Origin of the sequence: Georgenia sp. SYP-B2076 (assembly GCF_003991205.1) — a bacterium.
Taxonomy (GTDB): Bacteria; Actinomycetota; Actinomycetes; order Actinomycetales; family Actinomycetaceae; genus Georgenia.
Window position 1 is genome coordinate 139,752 of sequence record NZ_RXOZ01000032.1, and the last position, 15,066, is coordinate 154,817.

Annotated in this window: 16 protein-coding genes; 4 read left to right on the forward strand and 12 right to left on the reverse strand. The window is 72.2% G+C overall.

Annotated features, from left to right (window positions below; genetic code table 11):
* The first annotated feature begins 1 nt into the window (after window position 1).
* Window positions 2-610 (forward strand): protein-L-isoaspartate O-methyltransferase, encoded by a 609-nt coding sequence (locus EJK16_RS13385; RefSeq protein WP_127130110.1) that lies wholly within the window; start codon window positions 2-4, stop codon window positions 608-610.
* A 79-nt stretch (window positions 611-689) separates the two neighbouring features.
* On the forward strand, window positions 690-1,217 hold the full coding sequence (locus tag EJK16_RS13390; RefSeq protein WP_127130113.1) for a hypothetical protein: 528 nt from the start codon (window positions 690-692) through the stop codon (window positions 1,215-1,217).
* Between the two features lie 23 nt (window positions 1,218-1,240).
* On the opposite strand, the gene EJK16_RS13395 is transcribed toward EJK16_RS13390, so the two are convergent.
* Window positions 1,241-2,239 carry a glycine betaine ABC transporter substrate-binding protein gene (locus EJK16_RS13395; protein ID WP_127130114.1) on the reverse strand — a complete coding sequence of 333 codons (999 nt, stop codon included), beginning with the start codon at window positions 2,237-2,239 and terminating at the stop codon, window positions 1,241-1,243.
* 314 nt (window positions 2,240-2,553) lie between these two features.
* Between EJK16_RS13395 and EJK16_RS13400 the strand changes: the two genes are divergently transcribed.
* The gene (locus tag EJK16_RS13400) at window positions 2,554-4,134 is read left to right on the forward strand and encodes an HNH endonuclease signature motif containing protein (RefSeq protein ID WP_127130116.1); all 1,581 of its coding nucleotides are present in this window, start codon (window positions 2,554-2,556) and stop codon (window positions 4,132-4,134) included.
* Between the two features lie 61 nt (window positions 4,135-4,195).
* Here EJK16_RS13400 and EJK16_RS13405 read toward each other — a convergent pair whose 3' ends face one another.
* On the reverse strand, window positions 4,196-4,918 hold the full coding sequence (locus EJK16_RS13405; protein ID WP_240646055.1) for an ABC transporter permease: 723 nt from the start codon (window positions 4,916-4,918) through the stop codon (window positions 4,196-4,198).
* A complete protein-coding gene (locus tag EJK16_RS13410; protein WP_127130400.1) occupies window positions 4,915-5,583 on the reverse strand; it encodes an ABC transporter permease in 669 nt (222 codons plus the stop codon). The genes EJK16_RS13405 and EJK16_RS13410 overlap by 4 nt, the downstream gene beginning before the upstream one ends.
* Window positions 5,584-5,638: 55 nt before the next feature.
* Between EJK16_RS13410 and EJK16_RS13415 the strand changes: the two genes are divergently transcribed.
* A complete protein-coding gene (locus tag EJK16_RS13415; protein ID WP_127130118.1) occupies window positions 5,639-6,685 on the forward strand; it encodes an ABC transporter ATP-binding protein in 1,047 nt (348 codons plus the stop codon).
* Window positions 6,686-6,871: 186 nt separating this feature from the next.
* Here EJK16_RS13415 and EJK16_RS13420 read toward each other — a convergent pair whose 3' ends face one another.
* From EJK16_RS13420 to EJK16_RS13460, 9 genes are all read right to left on the reverse strand, one after another.
* Window positions 6,872-7,696, reverse strand: a complete 825-nt coding sequence (locus EJK16_RS13420; RefSeq protein ID WP_127130120.1) for a MetQ/NlpA family ABC transporter substrate-binding protein — start codon at window positions 7,694-7,696, stop codon at window positions 6,872-6,874.
* Window positions 7,697-7,764: 68 nt separating this feature from the next.
* A complete protein-coding gene (locus tag EJK16_RS13425) occupies window positions 7,765-8,466 on the reverse strand; it encodes a methionine ABC transporter permease (RefSeq protein WP_240646057.1) in 702 nt (233 codons plus the stop codon).
* Window positions 8,463-9,449, reverse strand: coding sequence for a methionine ABC transporter ATP-binding protein (locus EJK16_RS13430; protein WP_127130122.1), 987 nt, complete (start codon window positions 9,447-9,449; stop codon window positions 8,463-8,465). The genes EJK16_RS13425 and EJK16_RS13430 overlap by 4 nt, the downstream gene beginning before the upstream one ends.
* Window positions 9,450-9,629: 180 nt before the next feature.
* Complete coding sequence (locus EJK16_RS13435; protein WP_127130124.1) at window positions 9,630-10,847, reverse strand: pyridoxal phosphate-dependent aminotransferase; 1,218 nt, start codon at window positions 10,845-10,847, stop codon at window positions 9,630-9,632.
* Between the two features lie 179 nt (window positions 10,848-11,026).
* Window positions 11,027-11,722: a DUF3618 domain-containing protein gene (locus tag EJK16_RS13440; RefSeq protein WP_127130126.1), complete on the reverse strand. Its 696-nt coding sequence runs from the start codon at window positions 11,720-11,722 to the stop codon at window positions 11,027-11,029.
* Entirely contained in the window at window positions 11,719-12,180 is a 462-nt protein-coding gene (locus EJK16_RS13445; RefSeq protein ID WP_127130128.1) for a phage holin family protein, read from the reverse strand. The genes EJK16_RS13440 and EJK16_RS13445 overlap by 4 nt, the downstream gene beginning before the upstream one ends.
* Window positions 12,177-13,043: a hypothetical protein gene (locus tag EJK16_RS13450; protein ID WP_127130130.1), complete on the reverse strand. Its 867-nt coding sequence runs from the start codon at window positions 13,041-13,043 to the stop codon at window positions 12,177-12,179. Before EJK16_RS13450 ends, EJK16_RS13445 begins: the two co-directional genes overlap by 4 nt.
* Before the next feature lie 139 nt (window positions 13,044-13,182).
* Window positions 13,183-14,103: a carbohydrate ABC transporter permease gene (locus tag EJK16_RS13455; protein ID WP_127130404.1), complete on the reverse strand. Its 921-nt coding sequence runs from the start codon at window positions 14,101-14,103 to the stop codon at window positions 13,183-13,185.
* A gap of 11 nt (window positions 14,104-14,114) precedes the next feature.
* Window positions 14,115-15,065 carry a carbohydrate ABC transporter permease gene (locus tag EJK16_RS13460; protein ID WP_240646058.1) on the reverse strand — a complete coding sequence of 317 codons (951 nt, stop codon included), beginning with the start codon at window positions 15,063-15,065 and terminating at the stop codon, window positions 14,115-14,117.
* Window position 15,066 lies beyond the last annotated feature (1 nt).

Consider the following 15,066-nt stretch of genomic DNA (forward strand, 5'->3'; position numbering starts at 1 on the left):
CATGGGCCCGGGCCGGAGGCTGCGGCGCACTTCTGACGCCGCGCGGGTGATCGAGGCGATGACCGCCGTCGACCGCCTCGGCTTCCTCCCGCCCGACCAGCACCGGTTCGCCCGCGCGGACCTCGCGCTGCGCATCGGCAGCGGCGCCACCTGCTCCCAGCCGAGCACCGTCGAGCGCATGCTCCACCTGCTCGGCGCCCGCCCCGGTGACCGGGTCCTCGACGTCGGCTCCGGATCCGGCTGGACGACGGCGCTGCTCGCCCGCCTCGTAGCCCCCGGCGGGTGGGTGGTCGGCGTGGAGATCGAGCCCGACCTCGTCGAGGTCGGGCGGGCGAACCTGCTCGCGGCGGGGTGCTCGTCGGCCCGCCTCGAGCAGGCCGTGCCCGGGCACGTCGGGCGGCCCGAGGAGGCGCCGTACGACCGGATCCTCGTCTCGGCGGAGGCGCGGTCGACGCCCTCGGCGCTGACCGACCAGCTCGCCGACGGCGGCCGCCTCGTGATCCCCGTGCGCGGCGTGCTGCACGTGATCGACCGGGCCGGCGGGGAGCTGCGGGACCGTTCGGTCGCGGGGACCTACCAGTTCGTCCCTCTGCGCGCCGCGGACGACTGAGCGACATGCGTCGAAATCCCGGCGATGCCGCACGGCCCCCCATACGATGGCGACAGCCGAGGGTCTCCCGGGGGGCGGCATGGACGACAACGCGCACGACGCCGGGCACGGCGCGGCCCTGCTCAGGGCCGCAGCCTGGGCCGGCCGGCCGCTGCGCCGGCGCACCCGGATGCGCGGGTGGAAGCGCGTGTGGCCCCTGGCCGTCGGGCTCGCGGCGGCGTGCGCGGCGATCGTGACCATTTCCGACGTCGCCGTCCAGGGGACGCAGCGGACGCACCAGCTCTCCGTGGTCATCAGCGACGCCTCGTCGACGTCGTCCGACCGGTGCGCCCCGGACGAGTACGCGGGCACGTTCTTCGACGGCGCCACGGTGAGGGTCGAGGACGCCGCCGGCGCCGCGCTCGCCACGGCCACGCTCGGCCGGCCCAGCGCCGACGGCGACCGCGGGTGCTCCTGGACCATGTCGTTCGACGGGGTGCCCGAGTCCTCGGGCTACGTCCTGAAGGTGACGTCCACGGGCACGCCACCGAGGGAGTACTCCTTCGAGTACAGCCCGGACAGGCTCGAGACCCTGGACTGGCTGGTCCGGGTCAGCGTCATCGCCTGAGGCGCTGGTTCGCGGGGAGGTCCTCAGCCCGCGAGCGCCGCGTCCGAGGAGAACACCAGGCCCAGGGAGATCTGGCCCGAGGTCAGCGCCTGCTTGGTCAGCGGGCCGCCGGCGTCGAGGGAGACGAACTCGGAGATGTCCAGGCCGTAGGTCTTCTCGAGACCCGGCTGGCAGAACGGCCGGTCGGGGCACTCGGCCGGCCCGCCGAGGACGAGGCCGCCGCAGGCCTTGGACAGCTCGGAGAGGGTCTTCACGTCGTGCTGGTCCGCGAACGCGGTCGTGACGGCGTAGGCGTTCTGGTCGGCCGCGGGGGACGGCGTCCCGAAGGTGAGCCCGACCTTCTCGCCGAGCGTGGTGAGGTTCTTCGTGGTCTGGGCCAGGTCCGCGCTGGCCATCGGGGTCGCCTCGGCGGCGTCGGGGCCGTTGACCTTCTTGTTGAGGAACTCCGTCAGGGTGCCCACGTACTCCGGCACGACGGTCAGCTCGCCCGACTCGAGCGCCGGCTCGTAGGTCTCGCGGTTGCCGATGGTGCGCACCTCGCTGGTGTAGCCGGCCGCGTTCAGGGCCAGCGCGTAGAGCTCGGCCAGCGTGGCCGACTCCGAGAAGTTCCCGGCCCCGACGACGACTTGCCCGGTGCCGGAGGTGTCGGGGACCTTGATGCCCGCCTGGGCGTAGTAGTCGGCGGCGGCCTGCTTGGAGGTGTTCCGCTCGACGTCGACCTTCTTGTTGAGGTCGATGAGCGTCGGCGTGTCGAGCACGGCCGAGACCGCGTCGAGGGCTGCGATCATCGCCGGCTCGGCGGCCGCGGCGTTGACGGCAGGGACGATGTTGTCGGCCGTCTGCAGGTGCTTGTCGTCCTCCAGGACCACGAGCTGGTCACCCGCGACCGGCGAGCACGCGGCAGCGGCGGTCCCGGACGCGCTCGACGTCTGAGCACCGCCACCCGCGGAGCCCGGCGAACCACAGGCGGCGAGCGCCAGGACGGCGAGCCCGCTCAGGGCGGCGGTGAGCGTGCGGCGCATGGTTGACCTCCTGTTGGCCCGGAGCACCCGGGGCGTTGTCGACGGCTCATTCGATCCTGCGACGCCGCCCCGCGCAAGCGGTCGGCGCGAGGAGCCGCGAAGTCGAGGTCTGATCGTGACGCGCGCGGCACCTGCCGTATCGCTGGGCGCGCACGCGCCGCTGACGACGATGCCGGCACGCGCTGCTGACGACGGGGCCGGCACGCGGGCGACGGCGCTGCACTCCCGGGCGAGCACAGTGAGCCGCTCGGCTCCGTCCCCAGGCCGTCGTGCCCGGCCACGCGGATGTCAGTGGTCGCACGTATGTTCGACTTATGGCCGAGACGACGGTAGACCAGCAGCCCGCGGGGGACGCACCCGGATGCATCCCGTGTCTCCTCGGCCGGTGTGAGGCGCATGGGGCCGGCTTACCCGCGGGCACGGGTCGGTCCGGACGGCCCCTCGGGCTGACCCTGCGGGAGCTTGCGCCCGGCGCGGACCTTGCCGCCCTGCTCGAGCTGATCGACATCTCGGAGGTTGACGACTACACCGCCGTCGAGGTCGTCGCAGCCCACAAGCGACAGGAGGCCCGCTCGGCCGCCCTCGCCGCAGCCGCTGCGGCGCAGGTCGCCACGCGTGAGTCGATGAACCCGGCTCGGCTCCTGCCCTCCGGCGAACGCAAGGAGCTCAACGTCGCCGCCGAGGAGCTCGCCATGCGCCTCGGCATGACCCGCGCCGAGGCGAACCGCACCATCGACGTCGGTGAGGCGTTCACGGGCGTGTTCGCCCCAACCGGGGAGGCGCTCGAACGCGGCGAGATCGACCTGCGCAAGGCCACCACCATCGTGACGACCCTGTGGGTGCACCCCGGCGCCGTCGCCTGGTTCGTCCAGGACGAGGTCCTTCCTCACGCGGGGACCCGCACCCACCCTCAGCTCGTGCGGGACCTCAACCGGGCGCTGATCGCCGTCGATCCCGACGACGCCCACCACCGCCATGTTGCAGCCACGCGCCGCCGTCAGGCTGAGCGCATGCGTCCCCTGCCGGACGGGATGGCGAGCAAGCGCCTGTACGGACCGGCGGAGCAGCTCGTCGCCCTCGACCTGGTCGCCGAGGGCCAGGCCCAGGCCGCGAAGAACGACGGCGACTCGCGAACCCTGGACCAGCTCCGCTTCGATGCGCTCATCGAGCTGGCCACGCAGGCCCTGGCCACCGGCTGGATCGGACCGGCCCCCGATGCCCACGTCGACCCGAGCGCCCCTCCCCCTGCCCGGGTCGACCCGGCCCCTGGTTCCACAGCGCGCGACGAACCGCCGGTACGCGCCCGTCCGCCGCTTCGCCTGTCCCCCGACCACATCCAGATCCGCCTCAGCGTCCCGCTCTCCGTCGCACTTCCCCCGGCTGACCGGCCCGAACCCGCCCCCGGCGAGGACCCGGCCGCCACCATCGGGGACACACCCACCGCCGAGGTGGCCGAGCTCGACAGGTACGGACCGGTGGTCCCCTCGGTCGCGCGCGCCTTCGCCGCCGGGGGGACGTGGCGGCGCATCGTCACAGACCCGCTCTCCGGAGCGGTCCTCGACGTCGGACGCACCAGGTACCGACCACCCGCCGACCTGGTGCGACACGTGCGCGCCCGCGACAAGACCTGCGTCCTACCCATCTGCTCCGTCCCCGCCGACCACGCCGAGCTCGACCACACCATCCCCGCGTCCCAGGGCGGGACGACCGCCGACCACAACCTCGGCCCGCTGTGCAAGCGCGACCATCAGGTCAAGTCGTTCGGCGCCTTCACCCTCGAGCAGCCCACGCCCGGCACGTTCGTCTGGACCACCCCCAGCGGACACCGGTACCGGCAGAACCCCGACGGCACGGTCACGCCGCTGGAACCGCGGGAGGAACCGCCGCCCTTCTGAACGTGGGCGCGTGCGGTGAGACCTCCCGGAGCGTGCAGTGACGCCTCCCCGAAGCGCGTGGTCAGGCCTCTGCCGCCACCGGTGCCGCGCCGCGGCCCCGGCGCCCGGCCCGGGAACGCATCCCCGCCCGCAGCGAGGCCGGGGTGAGGAGCCGCTGCAGCAGGGCGAGCGTCCCCTCGATGCCCAGGCAGACCACCACGACGATGAAGGCACCTGCCAGGGCCTGGCCGAACCGCTGCGTGAAGATGCCGTTGGAGATGATCAGGCCGAGGCCGCCGCCGCCCACGAGGGAGGCGAGCGAGACGGTGGCGACCACCTGGACCGCGGCGGTGCGCAGCCCCGCCGCGATGAGCGGCAGGGCGAGGGGCAGCTCGACCGAGACGAGCAGGCGCGTCGCGGACATGCCCATGCCCAGCCCGGCGTCGCGGGCGTCCGGGTCCACCTCCCGCAGGCCCGTGTAGGTGTTGGAGAGGATCGGCGGCACGGCGAAGATCGCCACCGCGAGGATGGTGGGCAGCTGCCCCAGCCCCAGCGCGGCCGTGAAGATGTAGAGCAGCGCGAGGGTGGGCAGCGCCCGGGTGAGGTTCGCGGTCCCGACGACGATGGTGCCGCTGCGGCCGGTGTGACCGAGCCACAGCCCGAGGGGCAGGGCGATGACGGCGCCGATGAGCACGGCGACGAGGGTCATCCACAGGTGGTCGCCGAGCAGGTCGAGGATCCCGCCCGGCCGGGTCCAGCTCAGCGGGTCGTTGAGGTAGCGGACGGCGTCACCGATGACGGTCACGAGACCCTCCGGCGCACCCAGGGCGTCAGCATGCGCCCGACGGCGATGAGGAGCACGTCCGCGGCGAGCGCGATGATGAGGCAGAGCACGGTGGCCGTGAGGATCTCCGCGCGGTAGTTGGAGGTGAAGCCCCGGAACATCAGCTGACCGAGCCCGCCGTAGCCCACGACGACACCGACGGTCACGAGCGCCACCGTCGTCACCGTGGCCAGCCGCACGCCGGTGATGATCGCCGGCAGGGCGAGGGGCAGCTCGACGGTCATGAGCTGGCGGCGCGGAGAGTACCCCATGCCGCGCGCGGCGTCGAGGACCTCACCGGGGACCCCCTGCAGCCCGACCAGGATGTTGCGGACCAGCACCAGCATCGCGTAGGCCACCAGCCCGATGAGCACGGTGGTGCGGCCGATGCCGGTGAACGGCACGAGGAGGCCGAACAGCGCGAGGGAGGGGATCGTGTAGAGCACGGCGGAGGTGCCAAGGATGGCGCCGGCGAACGCTGGGCGCGTGCGCGCGAGGAGCCCGAGGGGCAGGGCGACGACCAGCGCGATCAGCATGGCCTGGACGGTGAGGCTGACGTGCTGGCCGGTGTACGCGACGATGTCGGACCAGTTGTTCTCCAGGTACCGCCAGGAGAACCACGGGTTGGCCGCGGCGGCGGTGGACATGGGGCGCACACGGTGACGCTACCTGTGCGAGCGCCCGCGCCGGTAGCGTCGGGGGATGCCGTCACCCCACCGTCCCCCGCTCATCCGGTTCGAGGATGTGGCGAAGACCTATGCCGACGGCACCGTGGCCGTCGGCGGCCTGGACCTGGACGTGCAGGCGGACGAGCTGCTGACGCTCGTCGGTCCGTCGGGTTCGGGGAAGTCGACCCTGCTGCGTATGGTCAACCGGCTCGTGGAGCCCACCTCGGGCCGGGTGCTCCTCGACGGCGCCGACGTGGCGGACCAGGACCCGGTGCAGCTGCGCCGCGGCATCGGGTACGTCATCCAGAACGTCGGGCTGTTCCCTCACCGTACGGTCGCCCAGAACATCGCGACCGTGCCCCGGCTGTTGGGGTGGGACCGGCGGCGCACCGCCGACCGGGTGGCCGAGCTCCTCACGCTCGTCGGCCTGGACCCGGCGGTGCATGGGCCGCGCTACCCCCACGAGCTCTCCGGCGGGCAGCGTCAGCGCGTCGGGGTCGCCCGGGCGTTGGCCACCGACCCCAAGGTGATGCTCATGGACGAGCCCTTCGGGGCCGTCGACCCGGAGGGCCGCCGGAGCCTGCAGACCCAGTTCCGCCGGATCCACGAGGATCTGGGGACCACGGTCCTCCTCGTCACCCACGACATCGACGAGGCGGTACTGCTCGGTGACCGGGTCGCCGTCTTCAGCCAGGGCGGTCGCCTGGAGCAGCTCGACCCGCCGGCGACCGTGCTGGCCCAGCCCGCGACGGCGTTCGTCGAGGGGTTCATCGGGGACGCGCGGGCCGTGCGGATGCTCAGCCTCGCCACGCTGGACGCTGCCGACGTCGAGGCGGCGGCCGACGGTCCCGCACCGGTCGACGTGGGCGACACGGCCACCGGCCGGGCGTCCGGCGACGCCGTCCGGACCGTCCAGCTCGGCGACAGCCTGGAGGCGGCGTTCTCGGCGCTGGCGGCCAGCCCCGACGGCGTCGTCCCGGTCGTCGACGGCGCCGGGGAGCGCGCCGGTGTGCTCACCCTGACGGGCCTCCATGCCGCGCTGCGCCGCTCCGCCGCCGGCGCGGCGGCGGGCACCAGGTAACCGCCCCGGGCGGACGCGCGCCGGCAGCCCGGTAGCCCAGTGGCTCCGCCGCCCGATGGCCCGGTGGCCGCGGTGGCCCCGCCGCCCGGCGGCTCGACCGCGCTGTTGCCCGGCGAGCTGCCGCGTGCCGGCCCCCGAGGGGACCGGCACGCGGCAGTTCGGTGGCGCGCAGGGAACGCGCGGAAACTACTCGGCGGGGACGATCACGCCGTTGTACTCCTCCTGGAGCCAGGTCTTCATCTCGTCGGAGGTCAGGAGCTCGAAGAGCTTCGCGATGCGGGGGTCGTCCGCGAGCTCGGGCGTGGTGGCCAGCACGTTGAAGTAGTTGCTGTCCGTGCCCTCGACGACGAGCTGCTGGTCGGTGGTCAGGCCTGCCGGCAGGGCGAAGGCCGCGGTGACGATCGCGGCGTCCTGGTCGTTCACGGCCTGGGGCAGGGTGGCGTTCTCGAGCTCGGTGAACTCGATGTTCTGCGGGTTGGCCGTGATGTCCGCGATGGTGATCGGGTTCTCCGTGACCTCGATGAGGCCGTGCTCGGCGAGGAGCTTGAGCGCGCGGCCCTCGTTCGTCGGGTCGTTGGGGATCGCGACGGTGGCGCCGTCGGGCAGGTCCTCGACCGCGTCGTAGTCGTTGGAGTACAGGGCCATCGGGGGCAGGTACACCTTGCCGACGCTGACCAGGTCCTCGCCGTTGGCCTCGTTGAACGTCTTGAGGAAGGTCTCGTTCTGGAAGAGGTTGGCGTCCACGTCACCGTCGACGAGACCGACGTTCGGCGTGTTGTAGTCGCTGAACTCCTGGTATTCGACGGTCAGCCCGGCGTCCGGGGCGAGGTCCTCGGCGACGTACTTGAGCATGTCGCCCGCCGGCACGGCCAGGGCGCCGACCGTGATCGTGCCCAGGCTGCCGTCGGTGGGGGCGGCGTCGGTGCCCGCGGCCGAGCCGCAGGCGCTCAGGCCCAGTGCGAGGGAGGCGGCGAGGGAGACGCCGGCGAGAGTCTTGCGGGAGGAGGTCATGACTGTCCTTCGGTGGGGAGGGCGGAGGCGCCCTGCGGTGGCGGTGGTGCCGGGACGGGCCGGCAGGTCTAGCGGTGCGAGAGCCGGCGCGCGACGCGGTTGCCGAGGCTCTGCAGGATCTGGACGACGATCACCAGGATCGCGACGACCACGAGCATGTACTCAAGGCTGTAGCGCTGGAACCCGTAGCGGTACGCCACGTCGCCGAGGCCACCTCCGCCAACCGTCCCGACCATCGCGGAGTATGCGATGAGGGAGACGACGGTGGTCGAAAGGCCCAGCATCAGGGCGGGCACGGACTCGGCGATGAGCACCTTCGTCAGGATCGTCCAGCGGCTGGCGCCGAGAGACTCGGCCGCCTCGACGACGCCGGCGGGCACCTCGCGGATCGCGATCTCCACGAGCCGGGCGAAGAAGGGGATTCCCGCCACCGAGAGGGGCACGATCGCCGCGGTCGGCCCGATGAAGCTGCCGACGAGGAACCGGGTCACCGGGATGAGCAGGATCATCAGGATGATGAAGGGGACCGAGCGTCCCAGGTTGGTGATGAGCTCGAGCACCCGGTTGATCACGACGCCCAGACGCCGCGACCGGAACGGCTTGGCGAGCAGCCCGCCGGGCTCCGTGGTCACCAGCAGGACGCCGACGGCCAGCCCGACCACGACCGTGATGAGCAGCGCCATAAGCACCATGTAGAACGTCTGCCCCGTCGCCTTGAGGACGACGTCGGCCATGTCGGACCAGAACTCCGGGTCGTTGCGGTCGATCACCGGACCACCTCCACGAAGAGTCCCTGGCCGCGCAGGTCGTCGACGGCGGCGCGCACCTTCTCCGCGCCCCCCGGGATCTCCAGCCGGGTCCGGCCCGACTGGGCGCCGTCGTGCAGGGTCTCGATCGCGGCGCCGAGGATGGCGACGTCGAGCCCGTGCGCGCGCGCCAGCTGCGCGATCACCGGCCGGCCGGCCGTGGCCTTGGTGAAGGTGATGTCGACGATGGTCGTGCCACGCTCGGGCGGGAGCGCGCCGAGCTGGAAGAGGGAGGCGGCGAGCAGCGAGCCGTTGGTGGTCAGCAGGTCGTCGACGGGCCCCTGCTCCAGGATCCGGCCGCCGGCCATGACCGCGGCGGAGTCGCAGACGCGCTTGATCACGTCCATCTCGTGGGTGATCAGCAGGACGGTCAGGCCGAGCTCGCGGCTGAGCCTCTTGATGAGGTCCAGCACCGAGCGCGTGGTCTCGGGGTCGAGCGCGGAGGTCGCCTCGTCGCTGAGCAGCACGCTGGGGTTGGTGGCCAGCGCCCGGGCGATGCCTACCCGCTGCTTCTGGCCGCCCGAGAGCTGCGCGGGGTATGCCGTGCGCTTCTGGGTCAGCCCCACGAGCTCGAGGATCTCGCCGGAGCGGGCGCGGCGCGCGGCGCGATCCATCCCGGTGATCTCGAGTGCGAGCTCGACGTTGCCCTGCACGGTGCGGCTCGCGAGCAGGTTGAAGTGCTGGAAGATCATGCCGCACCGGCGGCGGGCCAGGCGCAGATCCTTGCCGTCGAGGGCGGAGATTTCCGCGCCGTCGACCGTCACCGTGCCGGTGTCCGGCCGCTCGAGGGCGTTGACGGTGCGGATGAGGGTGCTCTTGCCGGCGCCGCTCTGACCGACGATGCCGAAGATCTCGCCCTTGTCCACGTGGAGGCTGACGCCGTCGAGCGCGCGCACGTCGCCGTCCGCGGTGCGGAAGGTCTTCGACACGTCGACGACCGAGATCATCAACCCTCCTCATGGGTCACGGGCCAGGCGGCTGCCATCGGCCCCCTCCAATGTGGTCGGGCGACCCCAAGGGTGTCCAACCAGCGGACGCTTCGTCTCGCCTGGTGGTTGGGTGATTCCGGACACGTCGACATCGGGTTGGCGCCTCGGGCGCTGCGGCGCCTCGGCACCCCGAGCCGGTCAGCGTCCGAGCCGTGCCAGGCCGCGCGCCGCCGCCTCGAGGGTCGGCGTCTCCTTGACGTACGTGAACCGCACAAATGAGCGCAGCTCGTCCGCGACCGGCCCGCCCGGCGTGCAGAAGGCCGTGACGGGGATCCCGACGACGCCCGCCAGGGCGGGCAGCTCCCGGCACAGGTCCACGCCGTCGTCGTACCCGAGCGGCGCGGCGTCGGCGACGACGAAGTACGTCCCCCGCGGGGTCACCGGCTTGAAGCCGGCGGCGCCGAGGGCGTCGCTGAGCAGGTCTCGCCGCTCCTGCAGCGAGCGCGCCAGCGCGGCGACGTACTGGCCCGTGCGGCCGTCCTCGTCCGCGAGCCCGGCCGCGACCGCGGGCTGGAAGGGCCCCGACGCGACGTAGGTGAGGAACTGCTTGACGGTGCGGATGGCCGTGACGAGCTCGGCCGGGCCGTGCAGCCAGCCGACCTTCCACCCGGTGAAGGAGAGGGTCTTGCCGGCCGAGGAGATCGTCACCGTCCGGGATGCCATCCCGGGGAGCGTGGCCATGGGCACGTGCTCGGCGCCGTCGTACGTGAGGTGCTCGTACACCTCGTCGGTGACGACGATGGCGTCGTGCGCGACGGCCGCCTCCGCGATCACCGTGAGCTCCGCGCGGGTGAGCACGGTGCCGGTGGGGTTGTGGGGCGTGTTGACCAGCACCAGGCGCGTGCGCGGGGTGAAGGCGGCCGCGACGTCCGCGGTGTCGAGCCGGAACCCGTCCGCCGTCGGGTGCAGCGCGATCGTCCGGTGAGCGGCGCCGCTGAGGGCGATCGCGGCGGCGTACGAGTCGTAGTAGGGCTCCAGGGTGAGGACCTCGTCGCCGGGTCCGGTCAGGGCGAGGATCGTGGCGGCGAGCGCCTCGGTGGCGCCCGCGGTCACCAGCACCTCGGTGCCGGGGTCGACGTCGAGGCCGTAGTGCCGGCGCTGGTGCGCGGCGACGGCGTGGAGGAGCTCCGGCGTGCCGGGGCCGGGCGGGTACTGGTTCTCCCCCGAGAGGATGGCGGCGACGGCGACGTCCTTGAGGTGCTGCGGACCGTCGACGTCGGGGAAGCCCTGCCCGAGGTTGATCGCCCCCGTCCGCCGCGCCAGCGCGGACATCTCCGCGAAGATCGTCGAGGAGACGACGCCATCGGCGGACAGGAGCCCCACCGACCGCGCCACATCTGTCCAGTGCCCACTCATGGCAGCGATTCTGCCCGCGGTCCCCACCCGGTGCGGCGACGGGCCGCTGTGCGGGACGAGGCGGGCAGTGGGCCGCAGTGCGGGACGAAAGCCACAGCGGGCCGCAGTGCAGGGCGAGGGCCCCGGCGCATCGCCGGGGCCCTGGTCCGTGCGGGAGCCATCTCCCTAGAGGCAGGTGCTCAGTACGTCTGCCCGGACCCCTGGACGGTGTCCTTGGACTGCTGAGCCTGACCCTTGACGTCCTGGCCGGCCTGGGTGGCGGTGCCCTTGACCTCCTGGGCCGCCTCGGTGGCGGTGTCCTTGACGTCCTGGGCGCCCTCGGTGGCGGTGGCCTTGACCTGCTCGGCGGCCTGCTGCGCGGGCTCGCGGAGGTTCTGGGCCACCTCCTGGGCCGCGCCCTTGGCGCCCTCGGTGACGCCCTGGAGCGCGTCGCTGTCCTTGGCCTGGCTCACCATCTCGCGCTCCTTGCGCGAGGACGGGATGAGCCCGGCGGCCAGGAGCCCGACGCCGAACGCGACCAGGCCGGCGGCCAACGGGTTGCCCTGGGCCTTGGCCTTGACCTGGTGCGGTGCGGCCTTGGCCGTGTCGACCACCTGCCCTGTGCCGCCGCGCACACTTTCGCCGGCGTCGTGCGCGCTTCCCATGACCCGCTCCTTCGCCTCGTGGGCGCTACCCATGACGCGCTCCTTGGTGTCCTCAGCGGCCCCGAAGACCTTGTCCTTGACGCCGGTGACGGCGTCCTTGACCTTCTCGGTCTGGCGCTCGGCGATCCGGCTGGGGGTGACCTTGTCGGTCAGCGCGTCCACGTTGTCACTGAGGTCGGCTCGGGTGCGCTCGATGTCGGCGCGGATCTGGTCCGGGTCGTTCGTCGTCATGATGGCTCCTGTCCTTTGAGAGCATCCGGGATCTTCTTGACTGAGTCAGCGGTCTCGGGCATACCCCTGGTCTCGCGCAACTTCTTTCGGCCGGTCAGCGCCAGCACAGCGGCGATGATCGCCCAGATGACGGCGACGATCAGCGCCGACCAGCCCAGGGAGGGGTCGGCCGAACCTTCGCCGAGCGCCGTGCCGAGGGCCCACCACAGGGCCACGGAGAGGAACAGCAGCACGAAGTGGGTCGACCACGCGGCCCCACCGAGCAGCCCCGCTCCCTTGCCCGCCTGCTTGGCCGACACGGTGGCCTCGGCCTTGGCGAGCGCGATCTCCTGCCGGATCAGCGTCGACAGGTCCCGGCTGACCTCACCGAAGAGCTCGCCGACGCTCGGTTCGCCCGAGGTGCGGCCGGCCGGGGTCCCGGCCGTGGTCCGTGGGTCGGGCTCGTACTGTGTACTCATCGCACCTCACCCGTGCCATACGTCCCCGTCGTGCGGGTGCCGTAACGCTCTTCCGTGGGGTAGTCCGTCGCCCCCGTGGAGACGCCCGTGTCGTAGCCCGTGCCGGTGGGCGTGCCGTAGCCGGCCGCGTACTCGGTCGTCGTCTCGCCGTACTGGCCGCGGGCGCCGGTACCGTAGTCACCCGGGTAGCCCGCGGTGCCGGCATACCCGGCGCGCGAGACGTCCGGCTCGGAGCTCTCGTCCTTCAGGCTCCGCGCGACCCGGCCGGCCAGGAGGCCGAGCCCGGCCGCGATGGCCAGGAACGTGCCCGGGTGCCGCCGCGCGTACGACGTCACCTCGTCGAGCAGGTCGGCGGGCTCGCGGGACTCGAGCCACTGGCCCGCGCGGTCCGCGTAGGACGACGCCCGGCGTGTCAGGTCGGCTGCCATCCCCTCCTCCTGGGCCCCCTCGGCCATCGAGCCGAGCTGCGTGGAGAACGAGCGGAACCCGCCGGCGAGGCGCTGCTGCTGCCCGCTCGCCTGCTCCCTCAGCTGCCCGCGGCCTTGGTCCACGAGATCCCTGACCTGGTACTTGGCTTCGGCCACGGTCTCCTTGGCCTTGTCCTTGGCGACGGCGGCAGTCTCCTTCGCCTGGTCCTTCGCGACGTCCTTGACCTCCCGGGCGCTCTCGCCCGCCGTCTGCGCGACGGCGGCGGCCTCCTGCTTGGCGGTCTCCCGCGTGCCGGATGTCCCGGAGGAGCCCCCGGCCGGGGGGTAGACGGGCGGCTGTGCCGCCACGTGCGCGCCGGCACCGGGCACACCGGTGGTGGGTGCGGTCCCCAGCGGGTCGGGAGTCTCGGCCGGACGGCTGAATCCTTCGGTCATGGTGAGTCCCTTCGGTGGTCGTCCTGTGTAGAGCGAACGTGCGGAATTCATCTCCATCATGTGCGGATCTGGCCGGTTCCGCCTCTCGAGAGCGCCGGGGTCTCGGGGCGAACGCCCACTCTCCGTGGCGGGAGGGGCCTCAGCCCTTGACGCCGGTGGTCGCGATTCCCTCGACGAAATGGCGCTGCCCGAGGAAGAACAGAATGATCATCGGCACCGTGGTGATCACCGACGCGGTCACGATGATTTCCCAGTGCCAGTTGCCGCCGAACCCGAACTGGTCGAGCACCGCCTTCAGGCCCCGCGGGATCGTGAACTTCTCGGAGTCGCGCAGATAGATCAGCGGGCGCATGAGATCGGTCCACGCCGCCTGGAACTCGAAGAGCAGCGTGACGACGATGGCGGGCTTCGTCAGCGGCAGCGCGATCCGGCGGAAGATGGTCCAGTTGCTCGCGCCGTCGAGCTTGGCCGCCTCGAACACGTCCCGGGGCAGCCCGAGGAAGAACTGCCGCAGGAGGAAGATGTAGAAGGCGCTGCCGAAGAGGTTTCCCGCCCACAGCGGCGTGAGGGTGCCCACCTGGCCGAGGGCGTTCCAGATCAGGAACGTCGGCACCATCGTCACCGCGCCCGGCAGCATCATCGTGGCCAGCACGAGGCCGAACAGCGCGCCGCGGCCGGGGAAGCGGAAGTAGGCGAAGCCCCACGCGACCAGGGCGCTCGAGATGGTGACCGTCGTGGCCGCGAGCACGGTCACGAGGACCGTGTTGCCCAGCCACGCCAGCATGGGGGCCTCCTGCCACACGCTGAGGTAGTTCTGGAACGTGAACGTCTCGGGGATGAGCTTGTTGTCGAAGACGTCCCCCTGCGGCTTGAAGGACGCGCTGAGGAGCCACAGGAACGGGTAGGTGAACACCACCGTCAGGGCCACGAGCGCGGCGACGACGGCCACCCGCCCGGCTGTGGGCCGTCGCGGCCGGCGGGTCGCCGGTGTGCGGCGGTCCGGGTCCCGGGCCGCGGCCACGGGCGGGCCGCCCACGCCGACGGCGCGCGGGACGTCCATGGAGGTCGCGCTCACTGCTCCCCCTCGAGGTAGACGAACCGCTTGGACACGCGCAGCTGCACCAGCGTGATGGCCAGGATGATCACGAACAGCACCCACGCCATGGCGGAGGCGTAGCCCATGTTGAGGAACTCGAACGCCTGCTGGAACAGGTAGATCACGTAGAAGAGGGCGGCGGGGTTCTTGTAGCCCGCGCCCCAGAACGCCGTGTACGCCTCCGTGAAGGTCTGGAACGCGGCGATCGTGTTGACGATGGTGACGAAGAACAGGGCGCCGGAGATCATGGGCACCGTGATGTGCCGCAGCCGGTGCCAGGCGCCGGCGCCGTCGACCAGGGCGGCGTCGTAGAGGTCCTTCGGCACGTTGCGCAGCGCGGCCAGGAGGATGATGACCGAGGCCCCGACGGACCACAGGCTCATGAGGATGATCGACGGCTTGACCCACGCCGAGTCGGTGGTCCAGCTCGGCCCGGTGATCCCGAACCAGCCGAGCACCTCGTTGATGAGCCCGTCCTGGCCGTTGAAGAGCAGCAGCAGGAGCACGCCCACCGCCACGGGCGGGGTCATGTTGGGCAGGTAGAACGCCGTGCGGAAGAACCCGGACGCGCGCCCGGCCCGGTTGAGCAGCATCGCGAGCCCGAGGGAGACCAGCACGTACAGCGGCACCTGGATCACGGTGTAGAAGAACGTGTTCCACAGCGCGGTGGCGATCTTCGGGTCCTCGAGGAGCCGGCGGTAGTTGTCCCACCCGACGAAGCTGGGGTCGTTGATGACGTCGTAGTCGGTGAAGGACAGGTACGCGCTGTACAGCAGGGGCCAGGCGGTGAAGACGAGGAACCCGACGATCCAGGGGCTGATGAACAGCAGGGCCGCCCGGGTGTCGCGCCGCTGGTTCTGGCTGCGCGGGGGCCGCGGCGGCCGGCGCGCCCGCCTCCCGGCGGCCGCGCCCACGACGGTGGCCACG

Coding starts and splice junctions, on each gene's coding strand:
- EJK16_RS13385 (WP_127130110.1), top strand. CDS start 2: ATGGGCCCGGGCCGGAGGCTGCGGCGCACTTCTGACGCCGCGCGGGTG.
- EJK16_RS13390 (WP_127130113.1), top strand. CDS start 690: ATGGACGACAACGCGCACGACGCCGGGCACGGCGCGGCCCTGCTCAGG.
- EJK16_RS13395 (WP_127130114.1), bottom strand. CDS start 2,239: ATGCGCCGCACGCTCACCGCCGCCCTGAGCGGGCTCGCCGTCCTGGCG.
- EJK16_RS13400 (WP_127130116.1), top strand. CDS start 2,554: ATGGCCGAGACGACGGTAGACCAGCAGCCCGCGGGGGACGCACCCGGA.
- EJK16_RS13410 (WP_127130400.1), bottom strand. CDS start 5,583: ATGTCCACCGCCGCCGCGGCCAACCCGTGGTTCTCCTGGCGGTACCTG.
- EJK16_RS13415 (WP_127130118.1), top strand. CDS start 5,639: ATGCCGTCACCCCACCGTCCCCCGCTCATCCGGTTCGAGGATGTGGCG.
- EJK16_RS13420 (WP_127130120.1), bottom strand. CDS start 7,696: ATGACCTCCTCCCGCAAGACTCTCGCCGGCGTCTCCCTCGCCGCCTCC.
- EJK16_RS13430 (WP_127130122.1), bottom strand. CDS start 9,449: ATGATCTCGGTCGTCGACGTGTCGAAGACCTTCCGCACCGCGGACGGC.
- EJK16_RS13435 (WP_127130124.1), bottom strand. CDS start 10,847: ATGAGTGGGCACTGGACAGATGTGGCGCGGTCGGTGGGGCTCCTGTCC.
- EJK16_RS13440 (WP_127130126.1), bottom strand. CDS start 11,722: ATGACGACGAACGACCCGGACCAGATCCGCGCCGACATCGAGCGCACC.
- EJK16_RS13445 (WP_127130128.1), bottom strand. CDS start 12,180: ATGAGTACACAGTACGAGCCCGACCCACGGACCACGGCCGGGACCCCG.
- EJK16_RS13450 (WP_127130130.1), bottom strand. CDS start 13,043: ATGACCGAAGGATTCAGCCGTCCGGCCGAGACTCCCGACCCGCTGGGG.
- EJK16_RS13455 (WP_127130404.1), bottom strand. CDS start 14,103: ATGGACGTCCCGCGCGCCGTCGGCGTGGGCGGCCCGCCCGTGGCCGCG.